We start from the raw sequence: 20,682 nt of genomic DNA on the forward strand, positions 1-20,682 counted from the left end.
TCATGGCTACGCTTGAACTTCGCAATGTAAACAAGACCTATGGCGCCGGCCTGCCCGACACCTTGAAGAACATCGAACTGTCGATCAAGGAAGGCGAGTTCCTGATCCTGGTCGGCCCGTCGGGTTGCGGCAAATCCACGCTGATGAACTGCATCGCCGGCCTTGAGACCATCAGCGGCGGCGCGATCATGATCGGCGACCAGGACGTCAGCGGCATGAGCCCCAAGGACCGTGACATCGCCATGGTGTTCCAGTCCTACGCGTTGTACCCGACCATGAGCGTGCGCGAGAACATCGAGTTCGGCCTGAAAATCCGCAAGATGCCCCAGGCCGATATCGATACCGAAGTAGCACGGGTGGCCAAGCTGTTGCAGATCGAACACCTGCTCAACCGCAAGCCCGGCCAGTTGTCCGGCGGCCAGCAACAGCGTGTGGCCATGGGCCGTGCCCTGGCGCGTCGGCCGAAGATCTACCTGTTCGACGAACCACTGTCCAACCTCGACGCCAAGCTGCGCGTCGAGATGCGCACCGAAATGAAACTGATGCACCAGCGCCTGAAAACCACCACCGTCTATGTCACCCACGATCAGATCGAAGCGATGACCCTGGGCGACAAAGTGGCGGTAATGAAGGATGGCATCATCCAGCAGTTCGGTACGCCGAAAGAGATCTACAACAACCCTGCCAACCAGTTCGTGGCGAGTTTTATCGGTTCGCCGCCGATGAACTTCGTGCCTCTGCGCCTGCAACGCAAGGACGGCCGCCTGGTGGCGCTGCTCGACAGCGGCCAGGCCCGTTGCGAGCTGGCGCTTAACATGACGGACGCCGGCCTTGAGGACCGCGATGTGATCCTGGGCCTGCGCCCGGAGCAAATCATGTTGGCGGCGGGCGAGGGCAACAGCGCATCGAGCATTCGTGCCGAAGTCCAGGTCACCGAGCCGACCGGCCCGGACACCCTGGTATTCGTGCAGCTCAACGACACCAAGGTCTGCTGCCGCCTGGCGCCGGACGTGGCGCCGCAGGTAGGCGAGACCCTGACCCTGCAATTCGACCCGGCCAAGGTGTTGCTGTTTGACGCCAAGACCGGTGAGCGACTGGGTACCGCTGCTTCACTGCCGGCACAGGGGCATGCCGACAACGTGGCCCAGTTCAAGGGTCGCTGAAGCAGATAAGCAGTTGTTTTAGTTAAAAAATGTAACCCGCGTTAGATAAAAACAGTTTAATAACAATAAAGACGAGGATGTAGGGATGAAAAAGCAACACAACAACACTCGGCTGATCTGCCAACTGTCAGCAGCAGCAGCCCTTGTATTGTCCGCCAATGCGATGGCGGCCGATGCGTTCAGCGCCGATTCCAAGTGGATGACCGGCGATTGGGGTGGTGAGCGTACCAAGCTGATCGAGCAAGGTATCGACATCAAGGCCGACTACGTTGGGGAAATGGGCTACAACGCCCACGGCGGCTACAACGACGACAAGACCGGTCGCTACTCTGACCAGTTCGGTCTGGGCGTGGCACTGGACCTGCAAAAACTGTGGGGCTGGGATAACACCCAGGCCAAGATCCAGTTGACCAATCGTAATGGCCAGAACATCTCCAATGACCGTATTGGTGACCCGCGTGCCGGCACCTTGAGCTCTTCCCAGGAAGTCTACGGTCGTGGCCACATGGTACGTCTGACCCAGTTCTGGATTCAGCACCAGATGTTCGACAACAAGTTGGACGTGAAACTCGGCTACTTTGGTGAAGGCGAAGACTTCAACACCTTCCCGTGCGACTTCCAGAACCTGTCGTTCTGTGGCTCCCAGGTGGGTAACTACGTCAACACCTGGTACAACTGGCCGGTTGCCCAGGCCGCGATCCGCGTGAAGTACAACATCACGCCTGAGCTGTATGCGCAAATCGGCGCCTACAACCAGAACCCATCGCAGCTGGAGCACGGCAACGGCTTCAAACTAAGCGGTAGCGGTACCAAGGGTACTGTGATTCCGGTGGAGTTGGTCTGGTCGCCGAAGGTTAATAACCTGCCGGGCGAATACCGTGTGGGCTTCTACAAGAGCGCCGCCGATGCCCCGGATGTCCGTGAAGACGTCAACGGCGGCGATGCTGTCCTTTCTGGCGCAGACTTCCGTACCCGTAGCAGCAAGAAAGGTTACTGGTTCGTTGCGCAACAGCAACTGACCACGCATAACGGCGACGCTTCCCGTGGCTTGAACATCGCTGCCAACGCGACCTTCCACGACAAGGAAACCAACCTGGTCGACAACTACCAGTCGTTGATGCTGGTGTACAAGGGCCCATTCGACGCGCGTCCAAAAGATGATGTCGGCATTGGCGTCGCTCGCCTGCATGTCAACGATGACGTGAAGAAGAACTCTGAGCTGCTCAACGCCGCCAATGGTGTGAGCGACTATGACAATCCGCTGTACACGCCCATTCGTGAGACCGAGTACAACGTCGAACTCAACTACGGTTTCCATGTCACCAACTGGCTGACCGTGCGTCCTAACCTGCAATACGTGGTCCAGCCTGGCGGCGTGGATAAAGTCGACAATGCTCTGGTCGCTGGCCTGAAAATTCAGTCTACGTTCTAACGCTGTTGCGATAAGCTCCTCTCTCTGTGCGCATTTGCGGGTAGCCATGGCTATCCGCTTTTTTTTGGGTTGCACTGTGATATTCGGGACCTGGGCACATGCATGAGCAACCGCTGCAACGCTTTTTCAAATCCCTGCGCGAACGTCCAGTGTTCGCCTGGGAGCGCTTTCAGATGCGCGACGTGTTGGTGATCGACCATCCCCTGTGCCAGGCAGTGTTCAGTCGCCAGGGCGCGCAATTGCTGCACTTTCAACCCTCGGGCCAGAAGCCCTGGCTGTGGTGCGCCGCCAAATGGCCGCAAGTCGGTGCCATTCGTGGTGGCGTACCGGTGTGCTGGCCCTGGTATGGCCGCCATCCCAGCGAAAACGCCTGGCCTTCCCATGGTTGGGCGCGCTTGATCGACTGGAAGCTGCTCGACAGCAGCACCGACGACGACGGCGTGCGCCTGCACTGGCAATTGCAGCTGTGTGACTGGCAGGTGGACTTGCGCGCGCACCTGGGCGAGACCCTGGACCTGCGCCTGAGCACCGAGCACCAGGACGAACTGCCGTGCCAGTTGAGCCATGCATTGCACGCTTACTGGCGTATTGGTCACGTTGATGAGGTAGCGCTGTCTGGGCTTGATGGAGCGCAGGGCTACGACCAGCTCAATCGCCAGGTTTGCCAGCAGGAAGGCGAGCTAAGGGTCGATGGCGGTTGCCAGCGGGTGTTCCAGCATGAGGGCGAATTGCAGCTCAAGGATCATGCCTGGCAGCGCGAACTGTGCATCGACACCGGCGACAGCGCCGACACGGTGGTGTGGCATCCGGGTAGCCGGCCGCTGTTGGGCGTGAGCTTTAACGAGGCGTCGGGGTTTGTGTGCGTGGAATCGGCGATGGCCGGGGCCAGCCTGGCGCCGGGGGAGAGGGCGCATTTGAGTTTGCAGGCCAGGGCTGGGGTTTAGGTGTATGGCTGAGGGCCCTATCGGGAGCAAGCCCCCTCCCACAGTTTGATTTGTGAATACCTTCAAATGTGGGAGGGGGCTTGCTCCCGATGAGGCCAGTACAGCCAACACAAGTCCAGGCCTAGTTGAACTCATCCCCCACCGGATACCGGCTGTCATTCAAGCTCTCTTTGATCTTGCGCAAATGTGGCTGGAAATCCACCCCGCGGCGCAGGGTCATGCCGGTCGCCAGCACATCCAGCACTGTCAACTGGATAATCCGCGAAGTCATCGGCATATAGATGTCGGTATCTTCGGGCAAGGGGATGTTCAGGCTCACTGTACTGGCCTTGGCCAGCGGCGAGTTCTCGGCGGTGACGCCCAGTACTGAAGCACCGTTTTCGCGGGCAATACGCGCTACTTCCACCAGCTCGCGAGTACGTCCGGTGTAGGAAATGATCACGAACAACTCACCGGTGTGGGCCACCGAAGCGATCATGCGCTGCATCAGCACATCCGCATGAGCGGTCACCGCCAGGTTGAAACGGAAAAACTTGTGCAGCGCATCCATCGCCACCGGTGCCGAGGCCCCGAGTCCGAAGAAGTGGATCTGCCGCGCCTGGATCAACAAGTCCACCGCCTTGCTGATCAGGGCCGGGTCGAGGGCCTGGCAGGCGCTGTCCAGGGAGGCAATGGCGCTGCCAAAGATCTTCTGGGTGTAGGCTTCGGGGTTATCATCAGCCTCCACGGCCCGGCTGACATACGCGGCGCCGCTGGCCAGGCTTTGCGCCAGCTGCAATTTAAGTTCAGGGTAACCGCTGACACCGAACGAACGGCAGAAGCGGTTGACCGTCGGTTCACTGACCGAGGCGGCCTGGGCGAGTGCGGCGATCGAGAAGCGTGTGGCCTGCTGCGGGTTAAGCAGGATGACTTCAGCGACTTTGCGCTCGGCCTTGTTCAATTCTTCGAGGCGGTTCCGGATCTGTTCCAGAAGATTTCGCACGCGGTCCATTCAGTCTTTCCTTCGGGCGACGATGCAAATAAGGGGCAATGACCAATCGATGAGTGGTCCTTTGCGGTGGCCTATCCTACTGAGGGTAGCTGAACACCACCACTCGGAATGCGTATTTCGGGAAAATGTTGTGGTTATTACTACATTTTTCCTTGAGTGATGCCTTGAAAAAAGGTATTTGTAGCTTAACTTGATAAAAGAACAAACATCATGCCTTCGATAACCGTAGAACCCTGCACCTTTGCCCTGTTTGGCGCCTTGGGTGATCTGGCGCTGCGCAAGTTATTTCCTGCTCTCTATCAACTCGATGGCGCCGGGTTGCTGCACGATGACACGCGCATCCTGGCCCTGGCCCGTGAAGCCGGCAGCGAGCAGCAACACTTGGCCCATATCGAAACACAATTGCGTAAATACGTCGGCAAGGAACTCGACGAAGCCGTGACCACACGCTTCCTCGCACGCCTGGCCTATGTGCATGTCGACTTCATGAAGGCTGACGACTATGTCGCCCTGGCCGAGAACGTCGGCAGCGAACAACGCCTGATTGCCTATTTCGCCACCCCGGCGGCGGTGTACGGCGCGATCTGCGAGAACCTGGCCAAGGTCGGCCTGGCGGACAACACCCGTGTGGTGCTGGAAAAGCCCATCGGTTCGGACCTGGAGTCCTCGCGCAAGGTCAACGACGCCGTGGCGCAGTTTTTCCCGGAAAACCGCACCTACCGTATCGACCACTACCTGGGCAAAGAGACCGTCCAGAACCTGATCGCCCTGCGTTTCGCCAACAGCCTGTTCGAAACCCAGTGGAACCAGAACTACATCTCCCACGTGGAAATTACCGTGGCCGAGCAGGTCGGCATCGAAGGCCGTTGGGGTTACTTCGACAAGGCCGGCCAGCTGCGTGACATGATCCAGAACCACTTGTTGCAACTGCTTTGCCTGATTGCCATGGACCCGCCCGCCGACCTGTCCGCCGACAGCATTCGTGACGAGAAGGTCAAGGTGCTCAAGGCCCTGGCGCCGATCAGCCCCGAGGGCCTGACCACCCAGGTGGTGCGCGGCCAATACATCGCCGGCTACAGTGCCGGCAAAGCCGTGCCGGGCTACCTGGAAGAAGACAATTCCAACACCCAGAGCGACACCGAGACTTTCGTCGCCCTGCGTGCCGATATACGTAACTGGCGTTGGGCCGGGGTGCCGTTCTATCTGCGCACCGGCAAGCGCATGCCGCAAAAGCTGTCGCAGATCGTCATCCACTTCAAGGAACCGTCCCACTACATCTTCGCTCCCGAGCAGCGCCTGCAGATCAGCAACAAGCTGATAATCCGCCTGCAGCCGGACGAAGGCATTTCCTTACGAGTGATGACCAAGGAGCAGGGCCTGGACAAGGGCATGCAACTGCGCAGCGGGCCACTGCAACTGAATTTTTCCGACACCTATCGCAGCGCACGGATCCCCGATGCCTACGAGCGTTTGCTGTTGGAAGTAATGCGCGGCAATCAGAACCTGTTTGTTCGCAAAGATGAAATCGAAGCCGCGTGGAAGTGGTGCGACCAGTTGATCGCCGGCTGGAAGAAGTCCGGCGATGCGCCCAAGCCTTATGCGGCAGGGTCCTGGGGGCCGATGAGCTCGATTGCACTGATCACGCGGGATGGGAGGTCGTGGTATGGCGATATCTGAATTGAAACTGCCTCAGGGCGTGACTGCCCATGAGTACCGTACGCCCGCGCTGCTGGCCGATGGCCTGGCCAATGACGTGGCCGAACAGCTGCGCGCAGCCATCAGTGCCCGTGGCGAGGCGACCTTGGTGGTGTCCGGTGGCCGCAGCCCCGTGGCGTTTTTCCAGAACCTGGCCAAGCAGGGCCTGGACTGGTCCAGGGTCACCATCACCCTGGCTGATGAACGCTGGGTGCCGGTAGAGCACGCCGACAGCAACGCCGGCCTGTTAAAGCAGCACCTGCTGCAAGGCCCGGCGGCCAAGGCCAGGTTCCTCAGCCTGTACAGCGCTGCCGCTAATCTTGAAGACGCTGCCGAGCAGGCTGATCGCTTGCTGGCCGAACTGCCGTCCATTGATGTGCTGGTGTTGGGCATGGGTGATGACGGCCACACCGCATCGTTGTTCCCCAACAGCCCGAACCTGGGTGAGGCGCTTAAGGCCGACGGAACCCGCCGTTGCTGGCCGATGCTGGCGCCCACCGTGCCACATCAGCGCCTGACCATGAGTCGCGCCTTGCTGGCCACGGCCAACTACACCGTGCTGTCGATTTCCGGCAGTTCGAAATTGACCACCTTGAGCGCCGCCCTGGCCAGTGACGATGTTGCTGCCATGCCGATTCGCGCGTTTTTGCAACCTACTCTAGAGATTTACTGGTGCCCATGAGCCAAGGATCAGCCGCTATGAAAAGCCCTCAACCGACCGTGTCCATGGCGGATAAAGTTGCCTTGATCGACAGCCTCTGCGCCAAGGCGCGGATCCTGCCGGTGATCACCATTGCCCGCGAACAGGACATCCTGCCGCTGGCCGACGCCCTGGCAGCTGGCGGTTTGACCGCATTGGAAGTGACCTTGCGTTCGGAGTTCGGCCTCAAGGCCATTCAGGTCTTGCGTGAGCAGCGTCCCGAGCTGTGCACCGGCGCCGGCACCGTGCTTGACCGCCATATGCTCGAAGCGGCTGAAGTGGCCGGCTCGCAATTTATCGTTACCCCCGGCATCACCCGCGACCTGCTGGAAGCCTCGGTACACAGCCCGATCCCGCTGCTGCCTGGGATCAGCAACGCTTCGGGCATCATGGAAGGCTACGGCCTGGGTTATCGCCGCTTCAAGCTGTTTCCGGCCGAAGTCAGCGGCGGCGTCGCGGCCATCAAGGCCCTTGGCGGCCCGTTTGGCGAAGTGAAGTTCTGCCCGACCGGCGGCGTCGGCCCCGCCAACATCAAGAGCTACATGGCGTTGAAAAATGTGATGTGCGTGGGCGGTAGCTGGATGCTTGACCCTGAGTGGATCAAGAACGGCGACTGGGCGCGTATCCAGGAAGTCACCGCCGAGGCGCTGGCGCTGCTGGATTGAGTTGATTTACCGAATCGTTGTTGCTGTGCTTTAACGGCATTTTTGCGGTGCACTTGGTCGGTGCGCCGCTTTTTTTTGCCCGTAGAAAATCTTCAGGCTCACCGAAAAACTGTGGGAGGGGGCTTGCTCCCGATAGCGGTAGATCAGCCACTGCGTCTGGTAACTGACACACCGCAATCGGGAGCAAGCCCCCTCCCACAGTTTAATCTTTGCTTAGCTCGGTAATGGCGTTGACCAGTACGCCGATATCCGCTGCCGACGTCACCAACCCCGGCGTCACCCGGATACAGGTGCCAAACGCGGCCCCCATGCGCGTGGTGACAAACAGGTCGTGTTCCTTGAGCAACCTATCCACCATCACTTGCTGATCCCGCCCGATGAACTTGAACGCTGTGATCCCGCAATACAGTCGCGGATCATCCGACGTCAGCACTTCGATCCCCGGCAATGGCCTTACCTGGCTTACCCACAGATCGCGCAGGTAATTTACCCGTGCGCCTTTGCTCGCAGCGCCACCCAATTGTCGATGTTCTTCGAACACTAAAGGCAAGGTCATCAGCGCGGGAAAATTCGGTGTGCTGTAGGACGTACGCGCGCGCACATCAGTGGCCGGATAGTGAAACTCGCCCATGTCCGGATCTATATCGGCCAGGCGCTCCGGGGCGATATACATAAAGCCCAGGGTCAGCGGCGCGCCGATCCATTTATGCAGGTTGAAACCGGCGAATTGAATGCCCAGTTCGGCCAGATTGAACTCGATCTGGCCCAGCGCGTGGGCGCCGTCGAGGATCACATCGATAGCCTGTTCTCGTGCAGCCTTGGCAATGGCTGCAACGGGCATTACCAGGCCAGTGCGATGGGTGACATGGGTCAGGGCCATCAGCTTGATGCGCGGGTACTGCACGAACGCGTCGCGATAAGTCTGCACCAGGCTGTCGAAACTGGCCGGGTGAGCGTGTGATATCTCAATCACTTCCACGCCGCGAACGCTTGCAAGCCAGCGCATCGCCCCCTTGACCGTGTCGTACTCCAAATCACTGATCAATACCTGATCGCCCGGTTGCAGGCGGTTGTAGTTGCGGATCAGCGACTGCAAGGCTTCGGTGGCGTTGCGGGTGAAGGCGAGCGCCTGCGGATCGACATTGATCAGTTCGGCCAACTGGCGGCGGATCTGGATATTTTCACCCTGCTCAAAGCGCTGGCGCACATACACCGAGTTGCTGCGGTTGATATAGCTGATGTGTTCAAGGTACTGCGCCTGTACTGCACGGCTCATGCGCCCGAAATAACCGTTTTCCAGGTTGATCGGCCCAGGCTCCAAGTCAAAGCGCTCGGCGATGGCGCGCCAGTGGGGTTCGTTATCAGCATTCCTTGGCATGGCGAGTCTCTTAATGGCGGGGGGCGGGTTTACCGTGTTTAACGCGTAGCGGTTCGAGCAATTCAGACAAGCCGTTGTGATCGATTTCCTGCATCAGGGCCAGCAAACCGCCTAATTCACCGTGGGGAAACCCTTCACGGGCGAACCAGTTCAGGTAAGGGCCAGGCAGGTCAGCGATGATCCGGCCCTTGTATTTTCCGAAGGGCATTTCGCGGGTGATCAGCAATTCGAGTTTTTCGGGGTTCATGAGCTTCGTGCGATTGAGGCGAGGTCTTCGAAAATACAGGCATTCTGCATGAAGGCCAAATGACAGATCATGCAAATAACGTCAATACAGATGGTTCAATAAATCGTAACTTATTGAAATTTAAGGTTATTTTTGTTTTTAAAAACCTGGCACGGGCGCTGCAATAACAAGACAACCTTCTAACCCGTATAAGGAATTGAAAAATGACTGACATCAATAAAGAATCGATCTCCGTACTGAACGACCTGATCGAGACCAGCATCGACGGCCAAAAGGGTTTCAAGGAATGCGCTGAAGATATCAAGCATCCAGAACTCAAGGCTCTGTTCGCCAAGCGTTCTGCCGACTGCGCAACGGCGGCCGCAGAGCTGAAAACAGCCGTGCGTGCCCTGGGCGGCGATCCAGAGGATTCCGGCAGCATGGCCGGCGCCCTGCACCGTGGCTGGGTCGACGTGAAGTCGATGGTCACCGGCAAGGACGAAGAGGCTGTGCTGAACGAAGCTGAGCGCGGTGAAGACCACGCACTGAAGGCTTACCGTGAAGCGATCGAGAAGATCAACAAGCACAACCTGCTGGGCATTCGTGACCTGGTAGAGCGTCAGTACCATGGCGTACAGCGCAACCACGATCAGGTGAAGGCCCTGCGTAACCAGGCTCGCGCTCAGTCGTAAGACCTGCACTGTAGTAACTGTGGGAGGGGGCTTGCTCCCGATAGCGATGAATCAGTCGACCTATTCAGTGACTGACTCACCGCCATCGGGGGCAAGCCCCCTCCCACATTTTGCATTGAGTGACTTTTAAGGTTGCGCTTAGCCTCAGCCGATGCTGATCGGCGGCAACTCAGTCAGGGTCACAATCTGTTGCTTGCGCGGCGCCAGGATCTCTGCCTCGCCATCCACCACCAGCTCATCACGCTGGTTGAACACCCGCGTGGCAATGCGCACACGGAACTTCGGCAGCTTTTCGAGAATTTCCAGGCGCACGGTGAGGGTGTCGCCAATCTTGACCGGCTTCTGGAAGGTCATCTGCTGACCGATGTAGATAGTGCCCGGCCCAGGCAGCTCGCAGGCTACGGCTGCACTGATCAACGCGCCGCTGAACATGCCGTGGGCAATACGCTCCTTGAACATGGTCGCCTTGGCGTATTCGGCATCCAGGTGCACGGGGTTGTGATCGCCGGACATGGCAGCGAACAGCTGGATATCGCGCTCTTCTACCAACTTGCTGTAGCTGGCCGTCTGGCCGACTTCGAGGGCTTCATACGGGGTGTTGGTTACCTGGGTCATCTAAAGCTGCATCCTGTGGCTAAGCGGTAATTAATTGACTGATTTTAAACGAAAAATTATTCACAGCGGGCCGGCCTGCGGAGGGCCAGGGCCTGGTCGAGCCAGGTCAATACATCCGTTGTGACTTCAGCGCGGTTGGTTTCGTTGAACACTTCATGCCGCGCCTGAGGGTAAAGATTCAATTGCACGTTCTGGCAGCCGGCTTCACGCAGGGCATGGGCCAGATCCTTGAGACGCTTGCCTTCGCTCACCGGATCACATTCGCCGCCTATCACCAGGATCGGCAGGCCCGGGTCGATCTGGGCGAGATTGGACGCTTTGCTGATTTGCTGCAAGCCGCCGAGCAGGTCAATCCAAAGCTGGTTGGTGCAACGGAAACCGCACAGCGGGTCGTTGATGTATTTGTCGACTTCATCCGGGTCGCGACTGAGCCAGTCGAATGCCGTGCGGGTGGGTTTGAACGCTTTGTTGAACGAGCCGAACGACAGGAACTCGATCAGCGCACTGCGGCCGCGCACACCCTGGCGCAGGCGTTCGATACGCGCGATCAACCGCGCTGCGGTGTACAACGCCACCGGCTGGAAATTCGAACCGCTGAGAATCGCTCCATGCAGGCTGGCACTGTGGTGCAGCAGATAACCCTGGGCGATGTAGCTGCCCATGCTGTGGCCAAGCAAAATAATCGGCAGGCCCGGTTGTTGCTGGCCAATATGCTGGTTGAGGCTGGCCAGGTCGCCCACCACCTTGTTCCAGCCATCCTTTTCGGCGTAGAGCCCCAAGGTACCCTCGTCAGCAGTACGGCCATGGCCGCGCTGGTCCAGCGCATACACGCCATAGCCTGCGCTGCACAGGGCTTCGGCCAGGCGAGCATAACGACCACTATGCTCGGCCATGCCATGGGCGAGCATCAGCACGGCCTTGGGCAGCCCGTCGGGTATCCATTGATTGACGTACAGGCGGCTGCGGTCGTTCGCGGTCAGCCAGAAGGTGCTGTGGTTCATGGCGACTCCATTTGCTCAGAATCATTGCAGTGTATCGCTCATTGGCAGAGGGACGCAGTATCTGCCTACACGTTAGCCGCAAGATTCATACAATCAATGACACGATTAAGCATATTTGCCTGTTTGGCCATAGCTGCTAACGTCCCCAAGGCTCCGCTTCTTATAAATGGATAGAGCGGCCGGACACATTCAGGTAAGAGGACAAGAATAATGCAACCTGATTTCTGGAATGACAAACGCGCGGCGGGCGTCCCCAATGCCATCGACCTCAGCACCTACAAGTCGGTGATCGAGGTCTTCGAGCGTTCCTGCAAGGCTTTTGCCGACCGTCCGGCGTTCAGCAACATGGGCATCACCCTGACCTACGCTGAGCTTGAGCGCCAGAGTGCGGCGTTTGCCGGTTACCTGCAGCAGCACACCGACCTCAAGCCTGGCGAGCGTATCGCGGTGCAGATGCCCAACGTGCTGCATTACCCGGTGGCGGTATTCGGCGCTCTGCGCGCCGGGCTGATCGTGGTCAATACCAACCCCCTTTATACCCCGCGCGAAATGCGTCACCAGTTCAAGGACGCGGGCGTGCGGGCGCTGGTCTACCTCAACCTGTTCGGTTCGCGGGTGCAGGAGGTTTGCACCGACACCGAGATCGACTACCTGATTGAAGCCAGGATGGGCGACTTCATGCCCGCCGCCAAGGGTTGGCTGGTCAATACCGTCGTCGATAAGGTGAAGAAGATGGTCCCGGCCTACCACCTGCCACGGGCGGTGTCGTTCAAGCGCGCCTTGCGCATGGGCGCGGGGCTTGGCGTGACGCGACATCCGGTGAGCCTGGACGATATTGCCGTGCTGCAATACACCGGTGGCACCACTGGCCTTGCCAAGGGCGCAATGCTCACCCACGGCAACCTGGTTGCGAACATGCAGCAAGTGCGCGCATGCATGTCGCAACTGGGCGAGGACGGCCACCCGCTGGTCAAGGAAGGGCAGGAGGTGATGATTGCCCCGCTGCCGCTGTACCACATCTACGCATTCACCGCGAACTGCATGTGCATGATGGTGTCGGGCAACCACAATGTGCTGATTACCAACCCTCGGGACATTGGCGGCTTTATCAAGGAACTCAAGCAGTGGCGATTTTCTTGCCTCTTGGGGCTCAACACCCTGTTTGTGGCGCTGATGGATCACCCTGACTTCAAGAACCTGGATTTCTCCCACCTCAAGATCACCAATTCCGGCGGCACCGCTCTGGTCAAGGCCACGGCTGAACGCTGGAAGGCGTTGACCGGCTGCTCCATTGGCGAAGGCTACGGCCTTACCGAAACCTCACCGGTGGCCAGCACCAACCCCTACGGCGGCCTGGCACGCCTGGGCACCGTGGGCATTCCAGTGCCCGGTACGGCAATGAAAGTCATTGATGATGAGGGGCACGAACTGCCGCTGGGCGAACGCGGCGAGCTGTGCATCCAGGGTCCGCAGGTGATGAAGGGCTATTGGCAGCAACCGGTCGCCACCGCCGAGACCCTGAACGCCGAAGGCTGGCTCAAGACCGGCGACATTGCGGTGATCGATACCGATGGCTACGTCAGTATTGTGGATCGCAAGAAGGATTTGATCATCGTCTCGGGTTTCAACGTGTACCCCAACGAAATCGAAGACGTGGTGATGGCCCACCCGGCCGTAGCCAACTGCGCGGTGATCGGCGTGCCGGATGAGCGTACGGGTGAGGCGGTGAAATTGTTCGTGGTGGCACGGGCCCAGGGGGTGAGCCTTGAGGAGTTGAAGGCGTACTGCAAGACCAACTTCACGGGCTACAAGGTCCCCAAGCATATTGTGCTGAGGGAGTCGTTGCCGGTGACGCCGGTGGGCAAGATTCTGCGGCGGGAGCTGCGCGACATCGCCTGAATTGAAATAGAGTCAAAATGTGGGAGGGGGCTTGCCCCCGATTGCGCAGTGTCAGTCACCTGGTTAATTGACTGGCCCACCGCTATCGGGGTAAGCCCCCTCCCACAGTTGTTATTTGTCGCCCGTGAGGCCCATTCCAGAGCGGATTTCAGTGATATAGAATCTTTGCTCTAAAAATGACCATTAGATGTTCTTGAGTCATGTTTATGACTGTAGGGCCCTCTTTTGGCTCTAGGCGGCCCTTGGCAAAGCTGCTACTCTCGGCGCGCTTTGTGACGTCTCGGCCTGCTTGAAAGCGCCAGATTCACCTTAAAAAGACATACACCAATAATAATCGCATCAAATGCGATGATGAATTCGCGTCGCTGAGGAGTGGGCTTCCATGAATGAAGACTTTTGGAAGGATAAGTACCCCGCCGGGATTGCTGCACAAATCAATCCAGACGAGTATCCGAATATTCAGGCGGTACTGAAGCAGTCCTGCCAGCGCTTCGCCAACAAACCGGCTTTCAGTAACCTGGGCAAGACAATCACCTACGGTGAACTGTACGAATTGTCCGGCGCCTTCGCCGCGTACCTGCAACAGCATACCGACTTGAAGCCTGGCGATCGAATCGCCGTGCAACTGCCCAACGTCCTGCAATACCCGGTCGCGGTGTTCGGTGCCATCCGTGCCGGCCTGATCGTGGTCAACACCAACCCGCTGTACACCGCGCGGGAAATGGAACACCAATTCAATGATTCCGGGGCCAAGGCCCTGGTCTGCCTGGCCAACATGGCGCACCTGGCTGAAAAAGTCGTGCCCAAGACCGCCGTCAAGCATGTGATTGTCACTGAAGTTGCTGACCTGCTGTCGCCGTTTAAGCGTCTGCTGATCAACAGTGTCATCAAGTATGTGAAGAAAATGGTCCCGGCCTATCACTTGCCCCAGGCGATCAAGTTCAACGACGTGCTGGCCAAGGGGCATGGCCAGGCGGTCAACGACGCCAGCCCGGCCAGCAGCGACGTGGCGGTGTTGCAATACACCGGCGGCACCACCGGCGTGGCCAAGGGCGCGATGCTGACCCATCGCAACCTCGTCGCCAACATGCTGCAGTGCAAGGCGCTGATGGGCTCGAACCTCAATGAAGGTTGCGAGATCCTGATCACGCCGCTGCCGCTGTATCACATCTATGCGTTTACCTTTCATTGCATGGCGATGATGTTGATCGGCAACCACAACATCCTGATCAGCAACCCGCGTGACCTGCCGGCGATGGTCAAGGAACTGTCGAAGTGGAAGTTCAGCGGTTTTGTTGGCCTCAACACGCTGTTTGTAGCGCTGTGCAACAACGAAGGCTTCCGCAAGCTGGATTTCTCAGCGCTGAAAGTCACCCTGTCAGGCGGCATGGCGTTGCAACTGGCAGCGGCCGAGCGCTGGAAGGCAGTGACCGGCTGCAGCATCTGTGAAGGCTACGGCATGACCGAAACGAGCCCGGTGGCCACGGTCAACCCTATCCAAAATATCCAGATCGGTACCATCGGCATTCCGGTGCCGTCCACGGTGTGCAAAGTCATCGCCGACGACGGCACCGAGCTGCCGCTGGGTGAAACCGGCGAGCTGTGCGTCAAGGGCCCGCAAGTGATGAAGGGCTACTGGCAGCGTGAAGACGCCACGGCCGAGATGCTCGACAGTGAAGGCTGGTTGAAGACTGGCGACATCGCGATCATCCAGCAAGACGGTTACATGCGTATTGTCGACCGCAAGAAAGACATGATTCTGGTCTCCGGTTTCAACGTCTATCCCAACGAGCTGGAAGACGTGCTGGCGACCCTGCCGGGCGTGCTGCAATGCGCGGCCATCGGTGTGCCGGACGAGAAGTCGGGCGAGCACATCAAGATCTTCATCGTGGTCAAGCCAGGGGCCACCCTGACCAAGAACCAAGTCATGGAGCACATGCGCGCCAATGTCACCGGCTACAAAGTGCCCAAGGCCGTGGAGTTCCGTGATGTGCTGCCGACCACCAACGTGGGCAAGATCCTGCGTCGCGAACTGCGTGATGAAGAGTTGAAAAAACTGGGCGTTAAAAAATAGCTCAGTCAAGCGTCCTGCCGCACGTGAACAATACCCCTCACTGAGGGGTATTTTTTTGCTTCTCTATAGGTGAAATACCCTGCTTGTTTCTCTGCGGACATCTGTGATATCGAATGGACAAGTGAGGGTTTTTAATACCCGGGTTTGCAAGATGAACGACTGATCGAGGAGTGATGATGGACTTAGGGATTCGAGGCAAATGGGCAGTCGTCTGTGCGGCCAGTAAAGGCTTGGGTTATAGCTGTGCGCAGGCGCTTGCGGATGAAGGTGTAAACATCGTGATCAACGCGCGAGGCGCGGTTGACTTGCAAGCCGCCACGCAACGCTTGAAGCAAAGAAATCCGGAGGTCGAAGTCATCTCGGTTATCGGAGATATTACGGATCCATCGATTCGCCAATCATTGGTCGATGCCGCGCCGCAAGTTGATATTTTGATTAACAATGCCGGGGGGCCCAAGCCGGGAAACTTTCGCGAATGGACAGGTGACGAGTGGCGTTCAGCAATTGACACCAATATGTTGGCGCCTATCGAGCTGATAAAGTTGGTGATCGACGCAATGGCAAGTCGAGGCTTCGGCCGCATCATTAATATAACGTCTGGTGCGGTCAAGTCGCCCCTGGATGCCTTGGGGCTTTCAACATCGGTGCGGTGTGGGCTCACAGGCTTCGTTGCCGGCCTGGCACGCCAAAAGGACTTCGCTGCAAAAAACACCACGATCAATAATATTTTACCTGGTGCGTTCAAGACGCAACGCCTGGAGCACACGCTTCAAGCGACAGCAGAGCGTTCAGGAAAAACCTTCGACGCGGTGGCTGGAAATCGTCTGGCGAGCATTCCCATGGGGCGCTTTGGTGACCCCGCTGAGTTCGCTGCATTGTGCGCATTTTTATGCAGTCATCAGGCCGCCTATATGACGGGGCAGAACCTCCTTATTGATGGTGGCGCATACCCTGGTATCTTTTAATGAATAGCAATATGTGTCGTTGTGCCATCTGATTTATTCAAGATTTCCAATCTTAAACCGCCAACAATGGCGGTTTTTTTATGGATTTTTCTTTTTTTTTTGGTTCGTAATGCACTGAAAGTAAAGAATAAAATAAAACACGTCATAGATTGGATCCAATCTTATTCCTTTTTGTTATTTGAAACGTGCCAATCCCTAGGTTAGGTTTTTAAGCGGTTGTAACAAGATGTTTCAGCCTAGCCGGTGAGTGTTATGCCCACTCGCCGATCACGTTGGATCTACTGTCTTAGGGAGCAACGCATGTCGACCCAAAAACGCTTGAAAGTCTTTCCTACTGCATCGATCGGCAACATCGCTACCATCCCCTCCTCAAAACCTGAAACGCAGCGGGCAATTATTGCCGCGAGCTTGGCATCAGGAACTTCCTATATTTACAACGACCTTCGTTGTCTCGAAACCGAAACAATGAAAAAGGCCTGTCGTAGTATCGGCGCAGTGATTGAAGAGCAACCAGGACGGTTAGTGGTGACGGGCACCGGCGGCTTGATCAAGCCCGAAAAGAAGGTGATCGACGCGCTAGGTTCTGGGTTGGTATTTCGAGTGTTTGCCGCGCTGACCTGCTTTACAACGACCCCGGCCGTTATTACCGGGGATGATGTACTGCGCGGACGTGTCATGGAGCCCTTGTTTGTAGCGCTGGAAGGGCTGGGCGCACACATTTCATGCATCAACCACAGTGGCAAGGCGCCTATCGTCAATTGGGGTGGCTATCAGGGTGGGGAGTGCACGATTGAGGGCAACATCAGTTCGCAATTCATCACCGCTATTCTTTTCTGCGCGCCTCTGGCCAAACAACCTACAGTGGTGAATATCCGTGGTGAAATTCTGTCGCTGTCGTATATCAAGCAAACCCTGGAAACACTCGGTACAGCGGGGATTGCCTTTGAGGTGAACGCGGACTATTCGCGGATCACGGTATACCCAGGCCAGTACCAGAGTGCAAACTACACGATAGTCGGTGATTACACGTCCTCGTCCTACTTGATTGCGGCTGGAATAATCTTCCCCGGTACGTTGACCCTGAAAAACATGAACAGCAAGAGTTTGCAGGGGGAGCGTGCAATTCTTAAGGTGGCCGAGGCGCTGGGGGTAAAGGTCGAATTTAATGACGCTACCAATGAAGTGCGCATTATTAATAACTTGGCCGAATTGAAAGGCGAATATCATTTTGATGCGAGTGATTATCCTAATATTGTGCCAACGCTGGCGGCGATCGGTGCTTATGTGCAAGGCGAGTTCAAGGTTACTGGCGGCTCCATTACCCGCTTGCACAAGTCGCCACGCATCGAAGCGATGGTGACTGAACTGGTAAAAATGGGCGTGGCCATAGAGCCGTTATTTAAAAACGGCGTTTACGACGGCTTCGTCATTCGTGGAGAACCGAGTTACGCCGGTGACGCAGTGTTGTCGGCCTGGGGTGACCATCGAATCTTCATGTCGCTGTTTGTCGCCTCCCTGCGGTGCCAACAGATCAACGAGTTGGATGGCTATCAGGATGTTCACTGTTCCTTTCCGGATTTCTTCCAGGAGTTTGAACGCCTGGGGGTGTCATTTGAAGAGTCTTCGACAGCAGCCAAACATGTTGAAGTCTGATTGATCATCCATGAATTGAACTGAGGGTGGCCGGGTCACCCTCTTTATAACGGACTATAAAACATGAATTATCGAGAAAAGCTTCAACAAGAAGGGTATGTCGTTATTCCGAAAGTTCTTTCCAGCGATCAAGTGGCCACATTGCGTGAGACTTATACTCGCAGTTTGGCGCAGACTCGGCAAAGCACGCTGCTGCCAACGGCCTTTCTACAATTCAGTGACATGATCAACGCGCTGTTCGAGCCTCGAGCCGTCAACGCTCTCAAAGAGATGCTCCAGTCGGATTTTTCTTTGTTGCCGAACTTTACGGTGCGTGAAAGTGTTTATATACCTTGGCATAACGATGCCTATTTCCTGCCTGAAGAAGTAATTGAGCCCAGTGCATCTCCTGAATTTTTGCAGTGTGCCTATTATCTTCAAGATAATGACCCTGTCTCGGGCGGTGGTATCACGTTATTACCCGGTTCGCATAAACTCAGCAAGGATGAAGTCAAACTCAGGCTTGCCGACCCGGCGGCCTTTGAGCGCACCGTCATGAGTAAGGCTGGCGACCTGGTCATTTGGGACAATCGAGTTACTCACCGCAGCAGCGCACCCGATGAAACACCGGTGGCGACGAAGTTGGCCATTCAATGGACTGTCTCCGCTTCGACCAAACATAACGCTTCCTATATTACCTACTTGCGCGCACGGGCAGAACGCAGTCTGCACGTGTCCGACTATTTGCCGAATAGCCCTAAGCCGTATTTTGCCGATATGCCCAATGTGCGATACCCATCCTCTTTTTCTCAGGATGCCGTATTGAAGATGAAGCGCGAAAGTATCGCTTTTATTGAGATCTGAACAGGGGATTGCAATGGACTTGCAAAGTACTGGCGAAACCGGTGCACATTACATTCTTCGCCAACTTCAGTCTTTTGGCGTTACGCACTTCTTTATGGTGCCCGGCAAACTGATCAATGCTTTTATGCGTTGTTATCCCAATGATGGTTCCGGAACGCTGGAGATTGAGCCGGTCGTCACTGCCTGCGAAACAGGTGCGTCTTATATGGCGGAAGGTTATGCGCGGGCCAGTGAAAAAATCGGGGTGTGCCTGGTCATCGGCGGCCCGGGCGTCACCAATGCATTGACTGGGATAGCGTCTGCCTATACCGATCATCAACCGGTCTTGCTGTTGTCAGGCCAGATTGCTTCCTCCCTGGAAATGCAGAACGTGCTCCAGGACGGCAGCCAAACGGGCGTCAATCTGTGCGATGTGTTCAAACCCATCACCCGCAGTGCCCTTGAAGTCAAGGCCGGGCAACCCTTGCCGGCCTTTCTGCGCGAATCGGTCCGGCTATTGAGGGGCGTGGAAAAAGGCCCGACTTACCTGGCTGTCAGCAAAGAAGCGCTGTATGAAAAGTCCATGGCTCGCGTTGATATCGCTCCAAGCGTACTGGAGTCGTGGAGCAATCAAGCGCTTGCCGTCGAAAAGATCAAAAGTGCTGCGATCAAGGCAGTCTTCAAGCGCTCGACCAATCTCGTCATTCTCGCGGGGCTGCGTTGCAAGAACGCTAAGGTGGCAGCCGCGCTCGTGGCGTTTTCCGACCGTTTTTCGATCCCGGTCGCCACCACCTTGAGCGCCAAAGGCCTGTTTCCGGAAGACCACCCCAATGCACTCGGGGTTTACGGTTATTCAGGAAATAAACGCGCCATTGAAGCCTTCAAGAACGGTGTGGATGGCGTGATTTTACTGGGGCTCGACACCACTCAATGGAGCACCATGCTGTGGTCCCATGAGTTAAGGCCGACGTGTGGTGCTATCCAGGTGGACGAGAGCCCGGATTACCTGGGGCGTTTTCTCGATATTGATCACGGCGTGGTGGCGACGGGGGATGGGTTCCTGCGCCTGGTTTGCGAGGTTCATGCAGAGGAACTGGCCGCCACTCAGGAAAGTCGTTCCAAGTGGTCGAATGATCTTCAGCGGGTGCCTTTGCATTATCCGGTCGATGCCAAGGCCACAGGCAATATCGCAGACCACCCCGCGGCCTATATCCCCGTGCTGCAGTCGTATTTCCCCAGTGATGGCGTGGTGTGTGTCGACTCGGGATCGCATCGCTCGTTCTTCGGTCACTATTGGACCGCGCGCGGCCCCAGCGCTTATTTATCGGCAACCACCCTGGGCCCGATGGGCTGGAGTATCCCTGCGGGCATAGGTGCAAGCTTCGCCCGTGCCCATGGCAAGACCATGGTGGTTACCGGTGACGGATGCATGTTGATGCAAGGGCTTGAGCTGTCCACCGCCGCCAAACATGGGTTGAATATCGTCTTTGTCGTTTTCAACAACAGGTCGTATTCGGCAAGTTACTTCAATAACAAAGATAACTTGCCTGCGCTGACGCAAATCCCTGACTACAACTGGTGCCTGTTTGCCGAGAGCCTGGGCGTGAGCGCGACATGCGTCAGTACCCCGGAGGCATTGCACGATTGTATTGAAAGCATCATGAGCGCGGCTCGGCCTCATCTCATTGAAATCAAGTGCGACGGGCGACATACCACGCCCAACAGCGAATACAGCTCACGCCTGAAAGATCACCCCTTACTGTGAGG

At 57.0% G+C, this 20,682-nt stretch carries 18 protein-coding genes; 13 read left to right on the plus strand and 5 right to left on the minus strand.

Annotation, left to right across the window (positions count from 1 at the left end):
* The first annotated feature begins 2 nt into the window (after window positions 1-2).
* The 3 genes from NMB39_RS06240 to NMB39_RS06250 all read left to right on the plus strand — a co-directional run bounded on the left by NMB39_RS06240 (window position 3) and on the right by NMB39_RS06250 (window position 3,539).
* The gene (locus NMB39_RS06240) at window positions 3-1,163 is read left to right on the plus strand and encodes an ABC transporter ATP-binding protein (RefSeq protein ID WP_198720205.1); all 1,161 of its coding nucleotides are present in this window, start codon (window positions 3-5) and stop codon (window positions 1,161-1,163) included.
* Window positions 1,164-1,248: 85 nt separating this feature from the next.
* Window positions 1,249-2,595, plus strand: a complete 1,347-nt coding sequence (locus tag NMB39_RS06245; protein ID WP_057023835.1) for a carbohydrate porin — start codon at window positions 1,249-1,251, stop codon at window positions 2,593-2,595.
* 98 nt (window positions 2,596-2,693) lie between these two features.
* Window positions 2,694-3,539, plus strand: coding sequence for a D-hexose-6-phosphate mutarotase (locus NMB39_RS06250; protein ID WP_057023836.1), 846 nt, complete (start codon window positions 2,694-2,696; stop codon window positions 3,537-3,539).
* Window positions 3,540-3,660: 121 nt separating this feature from the next.
* On the opposite strand, the gene NMB39_RS06255 is transcribed toward NMB39_RS06250, so the two are convergent.
* Window positions 3,661-4,521, minus strand: a complete 861-nt coding sequence (locus tag NMB39_RS06255; protein WP_169856377.1) for a MurR/RpiR family transcriptional regulator — start codon at window positions 4,519-4,521, stop codon at window positions 3,661-3,663.
* A 219-nt stretch (window positions 4,522-4,740) separates the two neighbouring features.
* On the opposite strand from NMB39_RS06255, the gene zwf reads away from it, so the two are divergent.
* From zwf to NMB39_RS06270, 3 genes are read left to right on the plus strand one after another with little or no spacing between them, the layout of a single operon-like run.
* Entirely contained in the window at window positions 4,741-6,207 is a 1,467-nt protein-coding gene (gene zwf / locus NMB39_RS06260) for a glucose-6-phosphate dehydrogenase (RefSeq protein ID WP_046069259.1), read from the plus strand.
* Window positions 6,194-6,907, plus strand: coding sequence for a 6-phosphogluconolactonase (gene pgl, locus NMB39_RS06265; protein WP_057023837.1), 714 nt, complete (start codon window positions 6,194-6,196; stop codon window positions 6,905-6,907). Before zwf ends, pgl begins: the two co-directional genes overlap by 14 nt.
* A gap of 17 nt (window positions 6,908-6,924) precedes the next feature.
* Window positions 6,925-7,590 (plus strand): bifunctional 4-hydroxy-2-oxoglutarate aldolase/2-dehydro-3-deoxy-phosphogluconate aldolase, encoded by a 666-nt coding sequence (locus NMB39_RS06270; protein ID WP_017735662.1) that lies wholly within the window; start codon window positions 6,925-6,927, stop codon window positions 7,588-7,590.
* Window positions 7,591-7,792: 202 nt separating this feature from the next.
* On the opposite strand, the gene NMB39_RS06275 is transcribed toward NMB39_RS06270, so the two are convergent.
* Both NMB39_RS06275 and NMB39_RS06280 read right to left on the minus strand, forming a co-directional pair.
* Window positions 7,793-8,968, minus strand: coding sequence for an aminotransferase class V-fold PLP-dependent enzyme (locus tag NMB39_RS06275; protein ID WP_464006034.1), 1,176 nt, complete (start codon window positions 8,966-8,968; stop codon window positions 7,793-7,795).
* 10 nt (window positions 8,969-8,978) lie between these two features.
* Window positions 8,979-9,215, minus strand: coding sequence for a DUF3820 family protein (locus NMB39_RS06280; RefSeq protein WP_017139191.1), 237 nt, complete (start codon window positions 9,213-9,215; stop codon window positions 8,979-8,981).
* 203 nt (window positions 9,216-9,418) lie between these two features.
* On the opposite strand from NMB39_RS06280, the gene NMB39_RS06285 reads away from it, so the two are divergent.
* Window positions 9,419-9,886 carry a ferritin-like domain-containing protein gene (locus NMB39_RS06285; protein ID WP_034139096.1) on the plus strand — a complete coding sequence of 156 codons (468 nt, stop codon included), beginning with the start codon at window positions 9,419-9,421 and terminating at the stop codon, window positions 9,884-9,886.
* Between the two features lie 144 nt (window positions 9,887-10,030).
* Here the strand turns inward: NMB39_RS06285 and NMB39_RS06290 are convergent, their stop codons facing one another.
* Together NMB39_RS06290 and NMB39_RS06295 are read right to left on the minus strand one after the other, a co-directional pair.
* Window positions 10,031-10,501 carry a MaoC family dehydratase gene (locus tag NMB39_RS06290; protein WP_057023839.1) on the minus strand — a complete coding sequence of 157 codons (471 nt, stop codon included), beginning with the start codon at window positions 10,499-10,501 and terminating at the stop codon, window positions 10,031-10,033.
* Window positions 10,502-10,557: 56 nt separating this feature from the next.
* On the minus strand, window positions 10,558-11,502 hold the full coding sequence (locus NMB39_RS06295) for an alpha/beta hydrolase (protein ID WP_198721339.1): 945 nt from the start codon (window positions 11,500-11,502) through the stop codon (window positions 10,558-10,560).
* Window positions 11,503-11,712: 210 nt separating this feature from the next.
* Between NMB39_RS06295 and fadD2 the strand changes: the two genes are divergently transcribed.
* From fadD2 to NMB39_RS06325, 6 genes are all read left to right on the plus strand, one after another.
* A complete protein-coding gene (gene fadD2 / locus NMB39_RS06300) occupies window positions 11,713-13,401 on the plus strand; it encodes a long-chain-fatty-acid--CoA ligase FadD2 (protein WP_494339522.1) in 1,689 nt (562 codons plus the stop codon).
* A gap of 382 nt (window positions 13,402-13,783) precedes the next feature.
* Window positions 13,784-15,475: a long-chain-fatty-acid--CoA ligase FadD1 gene (fadD1, locus tag NMB39_RS06305; protein ID WP_057023842.1), complete on the plus strand. Its 1,692-nt coding sequence runs from the start codon at window positions 13,784-13,786 to the stop codon at window positions 15,473-15,475.
* A 176-nt stretch (window positions 15,476-15,651) separates the two neighbouring features.
* Complete coding sequence (locus NMB39_RS06310; protein ID WP_057023843.1) at window positions 15,652-16,440, plus strand: SDR family oxidoreductase; 789 nt, start codon at window positions 15,652-15,654, stop codon at window positions 16,438-16,440.
* Window positions 16,441-16,740: 300 nt separating this feature from the next.
* The gene (aroA, locus tag NMB39_RS06315) at window positions 16,741-18,093 is read left to right on the plus strand and encodes a 3-phosphoshikimate 1-carboxyvinyltransferase (protein WP_057023844.1); all 1,353 of its coding nucleotides are present in this window, start codon (window positions 16,741-16,743) and stop codon (window positions 18,091-18,093) included.
* Between the two features lie 63 nt (window positions 18,094-18,156).
* Complete coding sequence (locus tag NMB39_RS06320) at window positions 18,157-18,936, plus strand: phytanoyl-CoA dioxygenase family protein (RefSeq protein ID WP_494339521.1); 780 nt, start codon at window positions 18,157-18,159, stop codon at window positions 18,934-18,936.
* A gap of 13 nt (window positions 18,937-18,949) precedes the next feature.
* Complete coding sequence (locus NMB39_RS06325; RefSeq protein WP_057023846.1) at window positions 18,950-20,680, plus strand: thiamine pyrophosphate-binding protein; 1,731 nt, start codon at window positions 18,950-18,952, stop codon at window positions 20,678-20,680.
* Window positions 20,681-20,682: the final 2 nt, after the last annotated feature.

The organism is Pseudomonas sp. FBCC-B545, from assembly GCF_059134095.1.